At 64.7% G+C, this 14,968-nt stretch carries 14 protein-coding genes; 12 read left to right on the top strand and 2 right to left on the bottom strand.

Translation table 11 applies throughout. The features are described from left to right. Nucleotides 1–92: 92 nt before the first annotated feature. The 8 genes from hpnJ (at nt 93) to BAMB_RS05390 (ending at nt 7,642) form a co-directional block, all read left to right on the top strand. Complete coding sequence (hpnJ, locus tag BAMB_RS05355; RefSeq protein ID WP_011656387.1) at nt 93–1,514, top strand: hopanoid biosynthesis associated radical SAM protein HpnJ; 1,422 nt, start codon at nt 93–95, stop codon at nt 1,512–1,514. Nucleotides 1,515–1,517: 3 nt separating this feature from the next. After that, a complete protein-coding gene (hpnK, locus tag BAMB_RS05360; protein WP_011656388.1) occupies nt 1,518–2,402 on the top strand; it encodes a hopanoid biosynthesis-associated protein HpnK in 885 nt (294 codons plus the stop codon). After that, a complete protein-coding gene (locus BAMB_RS05365; RefSeq protein WP_011656389.1) occupies nt 2,399–3,442 on the top strand; it encodes a lysylphosphatidylglycerol synthase domain-containing protein in 1,044 nt (347 codons plus the stop codon). The genes hpnK and BAMB_RS05365 overlap by 4 nt, the downstream gene beginning before the upstream one ends. 85 nt (nt 3,443–3,527) lie before the next feature. After that, nucleotides 3,528–4,085: a lipoprotein gene (locus BAMB_RS05370; RefSeq protein WP_041491129.1), complete on the top strand. Its 558-nt coding sequence runs from the start codon at nt 3,528–3,530 to the stop codon at nt 4,083–4,085. Nucleotides 4,086–4,357: 272 nt separating this feature from the next. After that, complete coding sequence (locus BAMB_RS05375; RefSeq protein ID WP_006755250.1) at nt 4,358–5,047, top strand: ABC transporter permease; 690 nt, start codon at nt 4,358–4,360, stop codon at nt 5,045–5,047. Next, nucleotides 5,044–5,757: an ABC transporter permease gene (locus BAMB_RS05380; protein ID WP_011656392.1), complete on the top strand. Its 714-nt coding sequence runs from the start codon at nt 5,044–5,046 to the stop codon at nt 5,755–5,757. Before BAMB_RS05375 ends, BAMB_RS05380 begins: the two co-directional genes overlap by 4 nt. Before the next feature lie 21 nt (nt 5,758–5,778). Next, the gene (locus tag BAMB_RS05385) at nt 5,779–6,579 is read left to right on the top strand and encodes an ABC transporter ATP-binding protein (protein ID WP_011656393.1); all 801 of its coding nucleotides are present in this window, start codon (nt 5,779–5,781) and stop codon (nt 6,577–6,579) included. A 22-nt stretch (nt 6,580–6,601) separates the two neighbouring features. Then, nucleotides 6,602–7,642, top strand: a complete 1,041-nt coding sequence (locus BAMB_RS05390) for a GlxA family transcriptional regulator (protein WP_011656394.1) — start codon at nt 6,602–6,604, stop codon at nt 7,640–7,642. 590 nt (nt 7,643–8,232) lie between these two features. Here BAMB_RS05390 and BAMB_RS05400 read toward each other — a convergent pair. After that, nucleotides 8,233–8,865 (bottom strand): type VI secretion system amidase effector protein Tae4, encoded by a 633-nt coding sequence (locus tag BAMB_RS05400; RefSeq protein WP_011656396.1) that lies wholly within the window; start codon nt 8,863–8,865, stop codon nt 8,233–8,235. After that, entirely contained in the window at nt 8,858–9,439 is a 582-nt protein-coding gene (locus tag BAMB_RS33425) for a PAAR domain-containing protein (protein WP_011656397.1), read from the bottom strand. Before BAMB_RS33425 ends, BAMB_RS05400 begins: the two co-directional genes overlap by 8 nt. 690 nt (nt 9,440–10,129) lie before the next feature. On the opposite strand from BAMB_RS33425, the gene BAMB_RS05405 reads away from it, so the two are divergent. Genes BAMB_RS05405 through astD form a run of 4 tightly spaced genes read left to right on the top strand, consistent with a single transcriptional unit; the run spans nt 10,130 to nt 14,968 of the window. After that, nucleotides 10,130–11,362: an aspartate aminotransferase family protein gene (locus tag BAMB_RS05405; RefSeq protein WP_011656398.1), complete on the top strand. Its 1,233-nt coding sequence runs from the start codon at nt 10,130–10,132 to the stop codon at nt 11,360–11,362. A gap of 30 nt (nt 11,363–11,392) precedes the next feature. Continuing rightward, on the top strand, nt 11,393–12,454 hold the full coding sequence (gene aruF / locus BAMB_RS05410) for an arginine/ornithine succinyltransferase subunit alpha (protein WP_011656399.1): 1,062 nt from the start codon (nt 11,393–11,395) through the stop codon (nt 12,452–12,454). Then, nucleotides 12,451–13,497 (top strand): arginine N-succinyltransferase, encoded by a 1,047-nt coding sequence (gene astA, locus BAMB_RS05415; protein ID WP_011656400.1) that lies wholly within the window; start codon nt 12,451–12,453, stop codon nt 13,495–13,497. Before aruF ends, astA begins: the two co-directional genes overlap by 4 nt. A gap of 7 nt (nt 13,498–13,504) precedes the next feature. Then, nucleotides 13,505–14,968: a succinylglutamate-semialdehyde dehydrogenase gene (astD, locus tag BAMB_RS05420; RefSeq protein WP_011656401.1), complete on the top strand. Its 1,464-nt coding sequence runs from the start codon at nt 13,505–13,507 to the stop codon at nt 14,966–14,968.

Consider the following 14,968-nt stretch of genomic DNA (forward strand, 5'->3'; position numbering starts at 1 on the left):
CATGACAGAGCGGCGGGCGCCGGCACGGCGGCCCGCGGGTTATTGACTGAATCGTTGAAACGAATCGAACTATGCAGGCTACCGGAGCAATCATGAAAACGCTGTTCTTGCAGGCCCCTTCGTATGACGGCTTCGACGGCGGAGCCGGCTCGCGCTATCAGGCGAAGCGCGAAATCCGTTCCTTCTGGTACCCGACGTGGCTCGCGCAGCCGGCCGCGCTCGTGCCGGGCAGCCGTGTCGTCGACGCACCGGCCGACGGGCTGTCGGTCGAGGAAACGCTGAAGATCGCCAACGACTACGACCTCGTGATCATCCACACGAGCACGCCGTCGTTCCCGACCGACGCGATGTTCGCGCAGGACCTGAAGAAGATGAAGCCGTCGATGCTGGTCGGCATGGTCGGCGCGAAGGTGATGGTCGATCCGCACAACTCGCTCACGGCGAGCGACGCAATCGACTTCGTGTGCCGCGAGGAATTCGACTTCACCTGCAAGGAAATCGCCGAGGGCCGGCCGTTCTCGCAGATCAAAGGCTTGAGCTGGCGCGCGAAGGACGGCTCGATCGAGCACAACGAAGCGCGTCCGATTCTCGAGAACATGGACGAACTGCCGTTCGTCGCGCCCGTCTACAAGCGCGACCTGAAGATCGACAACTACTTCATCGGCTACCTCAACTATCCGTACGTATCGATCTACACGGGCCGCGGCTGCAAGTCGCGCTGCACGTTCTGCCTGTGGCCGCAGACGGTCAGCGGCCATCGCTACCGCACGCGCTCGGTCGAGAACGTGCTCGCGGAAGCCAAGTGGATCCGCGACAACATGCCGGAAGTGAAGGAACTGATGTTCGACGACGACACCTTCACCGACGACCTGCCGCGCGCCGAAGCCATCGCCATCGGCCTGGGCAAGCTCGGCATGACGTGGTCGTGCAACGCGAAGGCGAACGTACCGTACAAGACGCTGAAGGTCATGAAGGAGAACGGCCTGCGCCTGCTGCTGGTCGGCTTCGAATCCGGCGACGACCAGATCCTCGTGAACATCAAGAAGGGCGTGCGCACCGATTTCGCGCGCCGCTTCAGCGCGGACTGCAAGAAGCTCGGCATCAAGATCCACGGCACCTTCATCCTCGGCCTGCCGGGCGAGACGCAGGAAACGATCAAGAAGACGATCGAGTACGCGAAGGAAATCAATCCGCACACGATCCAGGTGTCGCTCGCCGCGCCGTATCCGGGCACGACGCTGTACAAGCAGGCCGTCGAGAACGGCTGGATGGAAGAGAACAAGACCATCAACCTGGTCAGCAAGGAAGGCGTGCAGCTCGCGGCGATCGGCTATGCGCACCTGTCGCGCGACGAGATCTATCACCAGCTCGAGCAGTTCTATCGTCAGTTCTACTTCCGTCCGTCGAAGATCTGGGAGATCGTCCGCGAGATGCTGACGAGCTGGGACATGATGAAGCGCCGTCTGCGCGAAGGCGTCGAGTTCTTCCGCTTCCTGCGCGCGCACGAGGCCTGATTCGTGACGACGCAGCGGGCGGCGCGGGCGCTGATCTTCACCGCGGACGACTTCGGGCTGCATCCGCGCGTCAACGCGGCGGTCGAGCGCGCGCATCGCGACGGCGTGCTGAACGCCGCGAGCCTGATGGTCGGTGCGCCCGCGGCGCACGATGCGATCGAACGCGCGCGGCGGCTGCCGTCGCTCGCGGTCGGCCTGCATCTCGTCCTCGCGGACGGGCCGGCCATGCTGCCCGCGCATGAGATCCCCGCGCTCGTCGGCCCCGACGGGCGGTTCGGCGACGCGATGGCGAAGGACGGCTGCCGATTCTTCTTCCTGCCGCACGTGCGTGCGCAACTGCGCCGCGAGATCCGCGCGCAGTTCGACGCGTTCGCGGCGAGCGGCCTGCCGCTCGATCACGTGAACGCGCACAAGCATTTCCACCTGCATCCGACCGTGCTGTCGCTGATCATCGAGATCGGCCGCGACTACGGGCTGCGCGCGGTGCGGCTGCCGTATGAAACGAGCGCGCCCGCGCTGCTCAAGCCGTGGATCGCGCTCGTGCGCGCCCGGCTCGATCGCGCGGGGCTCGCGCACAACGACTACGTGGTCGGGATCGCGCATACGGGCGCGATGGACGAGGGCGTGCTGCTCGACGCGCTCGCGGCGCTGCCGCCCGGTGTCGGCGAGATCTACTGTCATCCGGCCGAGGCCGGCGACGGCCCGATCACCCCGACGATGGCCGATTACCGCCCGGTCGACGAACTCGACGCGCTGCTGTCGCCGCGCGTCGCAGCCGCGCTGAAGGCGGCCGGTGTCGCGACCGGCGGGTTTGCGGACGTGTTCGGCCAGCTTGCCGGGCGCAGCGGCACGCGTGCGTCGCGCGAAGCGGGGGCACACTCGTCATGACCCGGTGGATCAAATGGCTCGGCTGGCCGATCGGCATCGCGATCCTGCTCGCGCTGGGGCTGCACGAAGGCATCGGCGACGTGTCGCGGATGCTCGAGCGCGCCGGCTTCACGCTGCTGTGGCTCGTGCCGTTCCACGCGCTGCCGTTGCTGCTCGACGCGTATGCGTGGCATCAGCTGCTCGACCGGCGCGCGTCGCTGCCGTTTTTGTGGTGGATCGCGACCGTGCGCGAAGCCGTGAACCGGCTGCTGCCCGTGGTCGGGATCGGCGGCGAGCTGGTCGGGATCCGGATCGCGCGCTGGCAGGTGCCCGACGCGAGCCGCGTGACCGCGTCGGTGATCGTCGAGGTGCTGGTGACGATCGTCGTCCAGTATGCGTTCGCGGCGCTCGGCCTCGTGCTGCTGCTCGCGACCACGCACGACATGGGCGGCGGCACGATCGGCCTGGCGCTGCTGCTGACGCTGCCGCTTCCGGTGCTCGGCGTCGTGCTGATGCGGCGCGGCGGCGTCTTCCACGCGATCGAGCGGTTTGCGGGGCGTCTGCTCGGCGATTCGCACCGGTTGCTGCAGGGCGTCGACGGCCGCCGGCTCGATGCCGACATCGACGCGCTGATGTCGCGCACGGCGCTGCTGTTCAGTGCGTTCTTCTGGCAGCTGGCCGGCTACGTGCTCGGTGCGCTCGAACTCTACTGGGCGCTCGCGCTGCTCGGGCATCCGGTCTCGATCGGCGGCGCGATCGCGATCGAGGCGATGACGCAGGCCGTGCGGCATGCGGCATTCATGGTGCCGGGCGGCCTCGGCGTGCAGGAGGCGACCGTCGTGCTGCTCGCGCAGATGTTCGGCGTCGATCGCGAGACGGCGCTGTCGCTCGCGCTGGTCAAGCGCGGCCGCGAGGTGCTGTTCGGCTGCGTGGCGCTCGGTTCGTGGCAGCTTGCCGAACTCGTGCGCACGCGGCGCCGCATCCGTGGGCTGCCGGCCGGGTCGGATGATGCACCGCCCGCGCGCCGCGAGTCCGACGCGCACACCGAAACGACGCATTGAACACGGGACGGGCCGCGCCCGTGTCGCGCTTTTGGCGTTGCGCGGGTATCCTTGGCGCGTGTTTTCTCGACGCGCAATTCCTCAGATGATTTTTCGTTTCCGGCTGCTCCCCGTCACGATGCTGGCCGCCGCGCTGGCGCTTGCCGGCTGCGACGACAAGCAAGGCAATCTCGACGTGCAACGCATCAGGGATTTTTTCACCGCGATCAAGCCGGCGCCGCTGCTGCTCAAGGGGCTTAAGGTCGGCGTATCGACCGAAGCCGACGTGCGCGGCACGATGGGCAAGCCCGACACCGAGCGCACCTTCACCGATGGCTCCAAGCGTCTCGAATATCCGCGCGGCCCGATGGGCAATCAGACCTGGTTCGTCGATCTCGACGCGAGCGGGCACTACGCGGGCGCCACACAGGTGCTGACCGCCGAGAACTTCGCGAAGGTGCGCCCCGGGATGGACGAGGACGAGGTGCGGCGCCTGCTCGGCAAGCCGGGCGATATCGCGCAGTACCCGCTGAAGCCCGAGACGGTGTGGAGCTGGCGCTGGCTCGAGGATGGCGTGAACACCGACGCGTTCTTCAACGTCCATTTCGGCCCGGACGGGCTCGTCTATACGACTTCGCGCTCCGACATCCTGAAGGGGCGGTGAACCTGCGTCCCGGCGCTGGCGCTATATCGAAAAAGCGACCGGAAAATTGCAAAAAGCCCGCTTCCCTGCGTGTCATCCGACTGTCAGGAAGCGGGTTTTTCCCTTTTGAAACAGGGGCGTAGGCCGGGCCTGCAAATGATCGGGCGAATTGTTGCAATGCAACAGTCGCGCGCACGGTGATTTGAGGCAATCATTTTCGCTTGCGACTATCCGCGTCAGCCCGGCGCGACAGAAGTTTGCGTGCCGGTGTTCATTCAACACTGGAGACGCGCGTGTTCCTTTACGGCTTTGGTCCCGTCCTCTGGGCCGGCACCGTGCAGACCATCGAGCTGTCGGTGCTGTCGCTCGCTGCCGCGGTGGCGCTTGGGCTGATCGGCGCGGTGGCGAAGCTGTCGCACAACCGGGTGCTGCGAGCGATCGCGACCGGTTATACGACGCTGATCCGCTCGGTGCCCGATCTCGTCCTGATGCTGCTGTTGTTCTACAGCATTCAGATCTGGCTGAACCAGTTCACCGACCTCGTCGGCTGGGAGCAGATCGACATCGATCCGTTCGTCGCCGGCGTGCTGACGCTCGGCTTCATCTACGGCGCGTACTTCACCGAGACGTTTCGCGGCGCGTTCCTGTCGGTGCCGCGCGGGCAGCTCGAGGCCGGCGCGGCGTACGGAATGAGCGGGATGCGCGTGTTCGTGCGGATCATGTTTCCGCAGATGATGCGCTTCGCGCTGCCGGGCATCGGCAACAACTGGCAGGTGCTCGTGAAGGCGACCGCGCTGGTGTCGATCATCGGCCTCGCGGACGTCGTGAAGGCCGCGCAGGACGCCGGCAAGAGCACGTTCAACATGTTCTTCTTCATCCTCATCGCGGCGCTGATCTACCTCGCGATCACGACCGTCTCCAACCTCGTGCTGATCCAGCTCGAGAAGCGTTATTCCATGGGCGTGCGCCACGCAGAACTATGATCGAGATCCTCCAGGAATTCGGCCGGGCGTTCCTTTACTGGGACGGCCAGCGCCTCTCCGGCCTTGCGGTGACGCTGTGGCTGCTCGTCGCGTCGATTTCGCTCGGCTTCGTGTGCGCGGTGCCGCTTGCGGTCGCGCGCGTGTCGAAGAACAAGTGGCTGTCGATGCCGGTGCGGTTCTACACGTACGTGTTCCGCGGCACGCCGCTCTACGTGCAGTTGCTGCTGATGTACACGGGCATGTACAGCCTCGAGTTCGTGCGTTCGCACTCGCTGCTCGACGCGTTCTTCAGGAGCGGCTTCAACTGCGCGATTCTCGCGTTCGCGCTGAATACCTGCGCGTACACGACCGAGATCTTCGCGGGCGCGATTCGCGCGATTCCGCACGGCGAGGTCGAGGCGGCGCGTGCGTACGGGATGACGCCGTTCACGATGTACCGCCGGGTGATCCTGCCGTCGGCGCTGCGCCGCGCGCTGCCGCTGTACAGCAACGAGGTGATCCTGATGCTGCACGCGACCACCGTGGCGTTCACGGCGACCGTGCCCGACATCCTGAAGGTCGCGCGCGACGCCAATTCCGCGACCTACATGGCATTCCAGTCGTTCGGGATCGCCGCGCTGATCTATCTTGCGGTATCGTTCGCACTCGTCGCGGCATTTCGCCGGGCGGAGCGCCACTGGCTCGCGTATCTCGCGGCCGGCCGTCATTGATTTCACTTCGAGGAGAGCCAGTTGGCCGAGATCACTCAAACGAGCGCGTCCGCTTCCACCAAGCTTGCCGCGGTCGACATTCACAAGCGCTACGGCGATAACGAGGTGCTCAAGGGCGTATCGCTGAACGCGAAGGCCGGCGACGTCATCAGCATCATCGGCGCGAGCGGTTCGGGCAAGAGCACGTTCCTGCGCTGCATCAATTTTCTCGAGCGGCCGAATGCGGGGCAGATCGTCGTCGACGGCGAGACCGTGCGCACGAAGCCCGACCGCGCCGGCGCGCTCGAGGTTGCCGATCACAAGCAGTTGCAGCGCATCCGCACGAAGCTCGCGATGGTGTTCCAGCACTTCAATCTGTGGGCGCACATGAACGTGCTCGAGAACGTGATGGAAGCGCCGGTGCACGTGCTCGGCATTTCGAAGCGGGAAGCCGAGGAGCGTGCACGTGCGTACCTGGAGAAGGTCGGTCTCGCGCCGCGTGTCGAGAAGCAGTATCCGTCGCATCTGTCGGGCGGCCAGCAGCAGCGTGTCGCGATCGCGCGTGCGCTTGCGATGCATCCGGACGTGATGCTGTTCGACGAGCCGACGTCGGCGCTCGATCCGGAGCTCGTCGGTGAAGTGCTGAAGGTGATGCAGAAGCTGGCCGAGGAAGGCCGCACGATGATCGTCGTCACGCACGAGATGGGTTTTGCGCGCAACGTGTCGAACCACGTGATGTTCCTGCATCAGGGGCGGACCGAGGAAGAGGGCGATCCGAAGGAGGTGCTGGTGCGTCCGCAGAGCGAGCGTCTGAAGCAGTTCCTGTCGGGCAGCCTCAAGTAACGCGACGGGCGGGTTTTCATACGTGGTACCGGTGACTCGTCCCGCAGGCGCCACCCGCACGACGCAGGTGGCGATCGTTGCATTGCCGCCCGTGTCGATGTCGGGTGTGGGGCCGATTGTCGATGCGTTGAATCTCGCGAACGAGATCGACGGGCGCTTGCTGTATCGCTGGCAGGTGTGTTCGTGGGACGGGCGGCCCGTGCCGCTCGCCGGCGGCGCGCAGTGGCATGCCGATGCGGCGTTCAACGATGCTGTCGCGTGCGACTGGCTGATCGTCGTGTCGGAGCGGTTTCAGCAGTTTGCCGACTATCGATTGTTTCTCGCGAGTCTTGCGCGCATTGGGCAGCGCACGCCGGTCGTCACGGGGATTCACCACGGCGTGTGGTGGCTCGCGATGGCCGGGCAGCTTTCCGGGTATCGGGTGAGCGTGAACTGGGAGACGTATCAGCAGTTCGCCGAGCAGTTCGAGCGGTCGATCGTCACGCAGCAGATCTTCGAGATCGATCGCGATCGGGCGACCTGTGCCGGTGGGCAGGCTACTGTCGATTTCATGCTGGCCATGATCGGCCGCGAACATGGGGCGGATCTCGCGGAGCGGATTGCCGATGCGCTCGGCGCCGGGACGCTGAGGAGTGGTGAGGAGCGCCAACGGATTCCTTTTGTTACCGCGCCCGGTGAGCGACATCCTCGGTTGAATGATGCTTTGCTTTTGATGGAAGCCAATATCGAGGATCCTTTGACTACCGATGAGATTGCCGGGCTTGTCGGCGTGTCGCGGCGTCAACTCGAGCGGCTCTTTCGACAGTATCTCGGGGCCATGCCCTCCAAGTATTACCTCAATCTTCGACTGCTCAAGGCGCGCACTCAGTTGCAGCGGACCAGTAAGTCGGTCGTTCAAGTCAGTCTCGCCTGTGGGTTTTCTTCTGCTGCGCATTTTTCTAATGCCTATCGGGAGCGGTTTGGGGTTACGCCTCGGGAAGATCGGCGGGCATGGCTCGAGAAGCAGACTGGGGGCGGGAGTGAGCCTCGGGGGGGCGCTCTTGTCGAGCGGGGGAAGGATTAAGGTTTGGGTTTTTGGTGGTGCGCGTAGGTTTTCGTGAAGCACCTGCAATCGTGTCGGTCTATTAGCGTCGCCCCTGCGCGGGGCGGCGGTTACTTTTCTTTGTCTTGCCAAAGAAAAGTAACCAAAAGAAAGGCGCTCAGACAACGCATGACTTCCCGGTGCCATAGCCAGCAGAGTGGCCCTCGCCTAAGTGTCGGCGCCAGTTGGGAACCTGGAGTGGTCTTTCGACTTTCTAAGTGGCTATCTGACAAGCCATCTGTCGACGAGCCATAGGTAGGGGGCGACGTGAAGCAATAAATAGATCAGCATGACGAACAATGTGGCAGCTGCGAACTTGATGCTCCATCTGCGCGGCGACCAACGCTTATAAGCAAAGGCGTTGAGCGTGGCAAAAACGACCGACGGCCATAAGGTCGTAATGAGCAAGGTTGCGATGTAAACTGCGTGAGGCGCGCAGTGTTCCATGTCGCTACAGCCGGTCGACCGCGATTGCAGGGCGTCCGGCCAAGGAATATGGCTGAATACATAGAGGCACGCCGCTGCAACAAGCAAGCCCCACACGAGGCCTAGAATAGCGAACGCTATACGTCTCAATTCACCTCCCAGAACAGGATTTCTTTAGATTTCGCTAGGTCCGAAATCACATTCCCGTTCCCCCCGCGAAGCCGTGACAATAAGTCTGGGAACGTTCGCTGACCAAGGCGAAATCGCCAGAGCGACGCAAAGGATGGTGTCAGTGTGTCTTTGTTCCACAGGTCGATGTGACCGCCGCTCAGTGCATCGGCTGAGTCGCCATCCTGGCGCCAGTAACCGAAAAAATAGATGATACCGGTTCGACCTTTTATCTTGTCTTGCCAATCCGGCCCGCTGATGTCCTCGGGCCTCCCCACGCCGAGAAAGGGGTGAAGCTTCAGCCATTCAGCCAGTTCGTAAGCGCGGGTTGCAGTCGCCTTTCCATCGAGAATCAGACGGCCCAGCGTTTTCTTGCCCGGCATCGGCTTCAACACATTTTGGGAAAACGACTTCATGCTGCTTCCGACCTTGTGAAACGTGACGCTCATGCGGATAGCACACTGGTTTTCATACTCGCCGGTAGGGTCGTCATAGGGGTCTTTGGTCGGATATGCGTTCCAAAGCTCTTGAAAGGACAGCGCCTGGAGTTGCACTGATTTTTTCGACTTTTCCGTTTTGTTCGTTACGACCTTCGTGGGCGGGTTAGGCATTGTTGACCCCGCGATGTTGTTTTGCAATGGCTTCGTCTCCCCAATAAATGATGTACTCCCCGGATGCATCGCCGGTATGGATGCGAGGCAGGATGCTGCTCGCATCAAGCTCGCCGGAATGGGCACGGCCGTCTGCCGTCTCGATGTAGTATGGATAGCCTGCCGGTCCGGCAACAAGGTCGCTGCTTACCGTCGTCTCGACTTGCTCGTCAAACGCGCCTTTTTTGATTGATGTGACGCCGCCTGTTGTCGTGCGGCTCGAAACGACTTCTCCGAGTCCCTTTAGCCCATCACTGCACAATGCTTCACCTGCAAGTGATGCCATGATGCGTGGCGGCATCGAGCAACCGCACAGCACAATGTCTTGGTCTAGTGCGACCTCTCCCTGAAACTTGAGCCGATACGGACCGCCTGCTTTTGCGATGATGCCGATGCTCTTGCACGTAGTGCAGTACGCGCTGCCGCCAATCAGAGCTGCTTGATGGCCGTGTACAAGGAACGGCGGCCCGCTGTATGGTTGAATCGTTCCACCACTAGAAAGGCTGTCACCGACAACTGCAATTCTTCTATTCATTGTTTGGCCCCCTCGGAAATTCACAATCGTAGTCGCTCGACGCAAGGGGACGTCTCAATATTGCGAGATGCTTGAGATGGCGCGATCGCGTTGGGTACGCTGCCTGCCGATTGGTGCTCATTCGATCCCTTCGTGATCAGTGAGGATGGCTGGCTGCATGTGCATAGGGGCCGTGGCATTGTGTGATGTGGTCTGGGATTGATCGACCGACTACGCTGCTCAAGGGGTGCGTCCCTGTCGGCCGAGCGAAGCGAGGGCGGAGCTAGCGGGAGGTATACCGCTCTGATGGGGTGGTGAGTGGTGTCAGAACTATTGCTCGAACCACTCCGGGTTCTTTACTGGCGCGGACACTTAGGCGAGGGCCACTCTGGTGGCCATGGCACCGGGAGGTCATGCGTTGTCTGAGCGCCTTTCTTTTGGTTACTTTTCTTTGGCAAGACAAAGAAAAGTAACCGCCGCCCCGCGCAGGGGCGACGCTAATAGACCGACACGATTGCGGGTGCTTCACGAAAACCTAAGCGCACCACCAACCACACACACACCGAACGAAGAAACCCCAACTGCAGAAGAGCAAAATAAAGCGACGAAGCCGCTTCCGATAGAACCCGTCGCAAATCCGCAAGACGCTTGCGTCACCCTTACCTAAACTTGATCCTGTTGAACCCTCTTACGAAACCGAAAGGAACGACCATGACGACCTCGACCGTGACCCGCCAGACATTCGACGAAGTGATGGTGCCGGTATTCTCCCCCGCGCCGTTCGTGCCGGACCGTGCAGAGGGCTCCCGCGTGTGGGACACGGCCGGCCGCGAATACGTGGATTTCGCGTGCGGCATCGCGGTGACGTCGCTGGGTCACGGCCACCCGGAACTGCTGAAAGTCCTGGACGAACAAGGCCGCAAGCTCTGGCACATCGGCAACGGCTACACGAACGAACCGGTGCTGCGCCTCGCGAAGCGCCTCGAATCGCTGACCTTCGCCGACCGCGCATTCTTCGCGAACTCGGGCGCGGAAGCGAACGAAGCCGCGCTGAAGCTCGCGCGCCGCGTCGCATTCGACCGCCACGGCGCCGACAAATACGAAATCGTATCGTTCGTCCAGTCGTTCCACGGCCGCACGTTCTTCACGGTCAGCGTCGGCGGCCAGCCGAAATACTCGGAAGGCTTCGGCCCGGTGCCGGCCGGCATCAAGCACCTGCCGTTCAACGACATCGGAGCCGCCAAGGCCGCGATCGGCCCGCAAACCTGCGCGGTGATCGTCGAGCCGGTGCAGGGCGAAGGCGGCGTGATCCCGGCCGATCCGGCCTTCCTGAAAGCACTGCGCGAAGCCTGCGACGCGCACGACGCAGTGCTGATCTTCGACGAAGTGCAAACGGGCGTCGGCCGCACGGGCCAGTTCTACGCCTACATGGACACGGGCGTCACGCCGGACATCCTCACGACCGCGAAGGCGCTCGGCAACGGCTTCCCGATCGGCGCGATGCTGACGACGAACGAGCTGGCCGCGCACTTCAAGGTCGGCGTGCACGGCACGACGTACGGCGGCAACCCGCTCGCGTCGGCAATCGCGGACAAGGTCGTCGAACTGGTCGGCGACCCGGCACTGCTCGAAGGCGTGCGCGAACGCAGCGTGCGACTGAAGGGCGCGCTCGAACGCATCAACGCACGCTTCGGCATCTTCAAGGACATCCGCGGCAAGGGCCTGCTGGTCGGCGCGGAACTGACCGCCGCCTTCGACGGCCGCGCGAAGGACTTCGTCACGGCCGCCGCCGAGAACGGCCTGATCATGCTGATCGCAGGCCCGAACGTGCTGCGTTTCGTGCCGTCGCTCGTGATTCCGTTCGACCTGCTCGACGAAGGCATGAAGCGCTTCGAGAAGGCAGTCGAACAGGTGCTCGCGCCCCAGGAAGCCACCGCGCGCTGATCGGCGCACCCATCGCAGACAGGAACGACGATGCTATTTGTTCGCCCCGGCAAACTCACGGATCTGGATGCGCTCGCGCACATGGCGCGCACCGCGCAGCCGGTCCTGCACTCGCTGCCGCATGACCGCGCGGCGCTCGAAGCGCGCGTGGCGCTCTCCGAGGATTCGTTTCGCGCGGACGTCGACTTCGCCGGCGAAGAGTTCTACCTCTTCGTGCTGGAAGACTCGTCGACGGGCAAGCTGCTCGGCACGGCGAGCATCGTGGCCGCGGCCGGCTACTCGGAACCGTTCTACGCGTTCCGCAACGACGCCCTGATCCACGCGTCGCGCGAGCTGCACGTGAACCGCAAGATCCACGCGCTCACGATGTCGCACGAGCTGACCGGCAAGAGCCGGCTGGCCGGCTTCTACGTCGATCCGTCGCTGCGCGGCGACGCGGCCGCGCACCTGATCTCGCGTGCGCGGATGATGTACATCTCCGCGAACCGCCGCCGCTTCACGCCGGAAGTGTTCACGCTGCTGCTCGGCGTGAGCGACAACACGGGCGCCTCGCCGTTCTGGGAAGCGGTAGGCCGCAAGTTCTTCGGCCGCGACTTCACCGACGTCGACATCGCGTCGGGCGGCCGCAGCCGCACGTTCATCGCGGAAGTGATGCCGGCCTATCCGCTCTACGTGCCGCTGCTGCCGGAAGCCGCGCAGCGCGTGCTCGGCGAGCCGAACGAAACGGCGCTGCTCGCGTATGACATCCATCTCGAGGAAGGCTTCGAGCCCGACCGCTTCGTCGACATCTTCGACGCGGGTCCGGTGCTGACCGCGCAGGTCGACCGCATCGCATGCGTGAAGCACGCCGCGGAGCGCACCGTGCGCGAAGCCGCGCGGCAGCAGGGCGACGCTGCGTACATGGTGTCGACGGGCAGCGGCGAATCGTTCCGCTGCGTGCTGGCCGACCTGCCGGACGACGATGCGCACGGCGACCTGGCGCCGCTGTCCGGCGACGTGCGCGCGGCGCTCGATGTGAAGGATGGCGATGTCGTGCGCTGCGTGCCGCTGCACCGCCGCGACGATGAAGAAACGAAGGGAGGCGCAGCATGATCGTCGTTCGGGTCGTACAAACGGGCGACGTCGACGCGCTCGTGTCGCTCGCGCAGGAAACCGGGCCGGGCCTGACCACGTTCAAGCCCGACCGCGACGCGCTCGCCGCGCGCATCGAACGCTCGCGCCGCACGCTCGAGGGCAACGCCGCGCCGGGCGAAGCCGGCTACTTCTTCGTGATGGAAGACTCGAAGACGGGCGACATCGCGGGCGTGTGCGGGATCGAGACGCAGGTCGGCCTCGAACAGCCGTTCTACAACTATCGCGTGAGCACGGTCGTGCACGCGAGCCAGGAGCTCGGCGTGTGGACGCGGATGTCCGCGCTCAACATCTCGCATGACCTGACGGGCTACGCGGAAGTGTGCTCGCTGTTCCTGAGCCCGCGCTATCGCACGGGCGGTGTCGGCGGCTTGCTGTCGCGCTCGCGCTTCATGTTCATCGCGCAGTTCCGCGACCGGTTCCCGGAACGCATCTGCGCGGAACTGCGCGGCCACTTCGACGAAGACGGCACGTCGCCGTTCTGGCGCGCGGTCGGTTCGCACTTCTACCAGATCGATTTCAATGCGGCGGACTACCTGAGCTCGCACGGCCGCAAGTCGTTCCTCGCGGAGCTGATGCCGCGCTATCCGGTGTACGTCGACCTGCTGCCGCAGGACGCGCAGGACGCGGTCGGCCTCACGCACCGCGACACGCTGCCGGCGCGCAAGATGCTCGAGGCGGAAGGGCTGCGCTACCAGAACCACGTCGACATCTTCGACGCGGGCCCGGTGCTCGAATGCCACGTCAACGACCTGCGCACGGTGCGCGAGAGCGTCGTTGTGCCGGTCGCGATCGGCGAGCCGGACACCGGTGACGACGCGCGGGGCGACCGTGCGCCGAAGTCGCTCGTGTCGAACACGTCGCTGAACGATTTCCGCGTCGGCGTCGCGCCCGGCGTGGTCGCGAACGGTGCGTTCGTGCTGTCGGCCGACGATGCCGCCGCGCTCGACGTGAAGGCCGGCGATCCGGTGCGCGTGCTGCCGCTCAAAGTCAAACAGGGATAAACGAATCATGACGGAACTCTTCATCGACGGCGCCTGGATCGCAGGCTCGGGCCCCGCCTTCGCTTCGCGCAACCCGGGCACCGACGCGATCGCGTGGCAGGGCGACAGTGCGTCGGCAGCCGACGTCGACCGCGCGGTCGCGAGCGCGCGCCGCGCATTCGCCGGCTGGTCGGCGCTCGACTTCGAAGCGCGCTGCGAAATCGTCAAGCGCTTCGCGGCGTTGCTCACCGAGCGCAAGGAAGCGATCGCGACGGCGATCGGCCGCGAGACGGGCAAGCCGCTGTGGGAAGCGCGCACCGAAGTCGCGGCGATGGCCGCGAAGGTCGGCATCTCGATCCAGGCGTACCAGGAACGCACCGGCGAGAAGCGCCAGGACATGGCCGACGGCGTCGCGGTGCTGCGTCATCGTCCGCACGGTGTCGTCGCGGTGTTCGGCCCGTACAACTTCCCCGGCCACTTGCCGAACGGCCATATCGTGCCGGCGCTGATCGCGGGCAACACGGTCGTGTTCAAGCCGTCGGAGCTCGCGCCGGGCGTCGCGCGCGCGACGGTCGAGGTGTGGCAGGAAGCCGGCCTGCCGGCCGGCGTGCTGAACCTCGTGCAGGGCGAGAAGGACACCGGCATCGCGCTCGCGAATCACCGGCAGATCGATGGCCTCTTCTTCACCGGCAGCTCGGATACCGGCACGCTGCTGCACAGGCAGTTCGGCGGCCGTCCGGAAATCGTGCTCGCGCTCGAGATGGGCGGCAACAACCCGCTCGTGATCGGCGAAGTCGAGGACCTCGACGCGGCCGTGCACCACACGATCCAGTCGGCGTTCCTGTCGGCCGGCCAGCGCTGCACGTGCGCACGCCGCATCTTCGTGCCGCAGGGCGCGTTCGGCGAGCGCTTCCTCGCCCGCTTGGCCGACGTCACGTCGAAGATCACGGCCGACGTGTTCGATGCCGATCCGCAGCCGTTCATGGGCGCGGTGATCTCGGCGCGCGCGGCCGCGAAGCTCGTCGATGCGCAGTCGCGCCTGATCGAGCAGGGCGCGAAGCCGATCATCGAGATGACGCAGCGCGATCCGCGCCTGGGTTTCGTGAACGCGTCGATCATCGACGTGACCGGCGTGGCGAACCTGCCCGACGAAGAGCACTTCGGCCCGCTCGCGCAGATCGTCCGCTACGCGACGTTCGACGAAGCGATCGAACGCGCGAACGACACGGCGTTCGGCCTGTCCGCCGGCCTGCTGGCCGACGACGCGCACGCCTGGGAGCACTTCCGCCGCACGATCCGGGCGGGGATCGTCAACTGGAACCGCCCGACCAACGGCGCATCGTCCGCCGCGCCGTTCGGCGGCACCGGTCGCTCGGGCAACCATCGTCCGAGCGCGTACTACGCGGCCGACTATTGCGCGTATCCGATGGCGTCGGTGGAAAGCACGCAACTGACCTTGCCCGCGAGCCTGTCGCCGGGCCTGCACTTCTGA

This window comes from Burkholderia ambifaria AMMD (genome assembly GCF_000203915.1).
Classification (GTDB): Bacteria; Pseudomonadota; Gammaproteobacteria; order Burkholderiales; family Burkholderiaceae; genus Burkholderia; species Burkholderia ambifaria.

Excerpts from the sequence above, each read along its gene's own strand:
- BAMB_RS05370 (WP_041491129.1), top strand. The coding sequence starts at position 3,528 with ATGATTTTTCGTTTCCGGCTGCTCCCCGTCACGATGCTGGCCGCCGCG.
- BAMB_RS05380 (WP_011656392.1), top strand. The coding sequence starts at position 5,044 with ATGATCGAGATCCTCCAGGAATTCGGCCGGGCGTTCCTTTACTGGGAC.
- aruF (WP_011656399.1), top strand. The coding sequence starts at position 11,393 with ATGCTATTTGTTCGCCCCGGCAAACTCACGGATCTGGATGCGCTCGCG.
- astD (WP_011656401.1), top strand. The coding sequence starts at position 13,505 with ATGACGGAACTCTTCATCGACGGCGCCTGGATCGCAGGCTCGGGCCCC.
- BAMB_RS05405 (WP_011656398.1), top strand. The coding sequence starts at position 10,130 with ATGACGACCTCGACCGTGACCCGCCAGACATTCGACGAAGTGATGGTG.
- BAMB_RS33425 (WP_011656397.1), bottom strand. The coding sequence starts at position 9,439 with ATGAATAGAAGAATTGCAGTTGTCGGTGACAGCCTTTCTAGTGGTGGA.
- BAMB_RS05400 (WP_011656396.1), bottom strand. The coding sequence starts at position 8,865 with ATGCCTAACCCGCCCACGAAGGTCGTAACGAACAAAACGGAAAAGTCG.
- hpnJ (WP_011656387.1), top strand. The coding sequence starts at position 93 with ATGAAAACGCTGTTCTTGCAGGCCCCTTCGTATGACGGCTTCGACGGC.
- astA (WP_011656400.1), top strand. The coding sequence starts at position 12,451 with ATGATCGTCGTTCGGGTCGTACAAACGGGCGACGTCGACGCGCTCGTG.
- BAMB_RS05365 (WP_011656389.1), top strand. The coding sequence starts at position 2,399 with ATGACCCGGTGGATCAAATGGCTCGGCTGGCCGATCGGCATCGCGATC.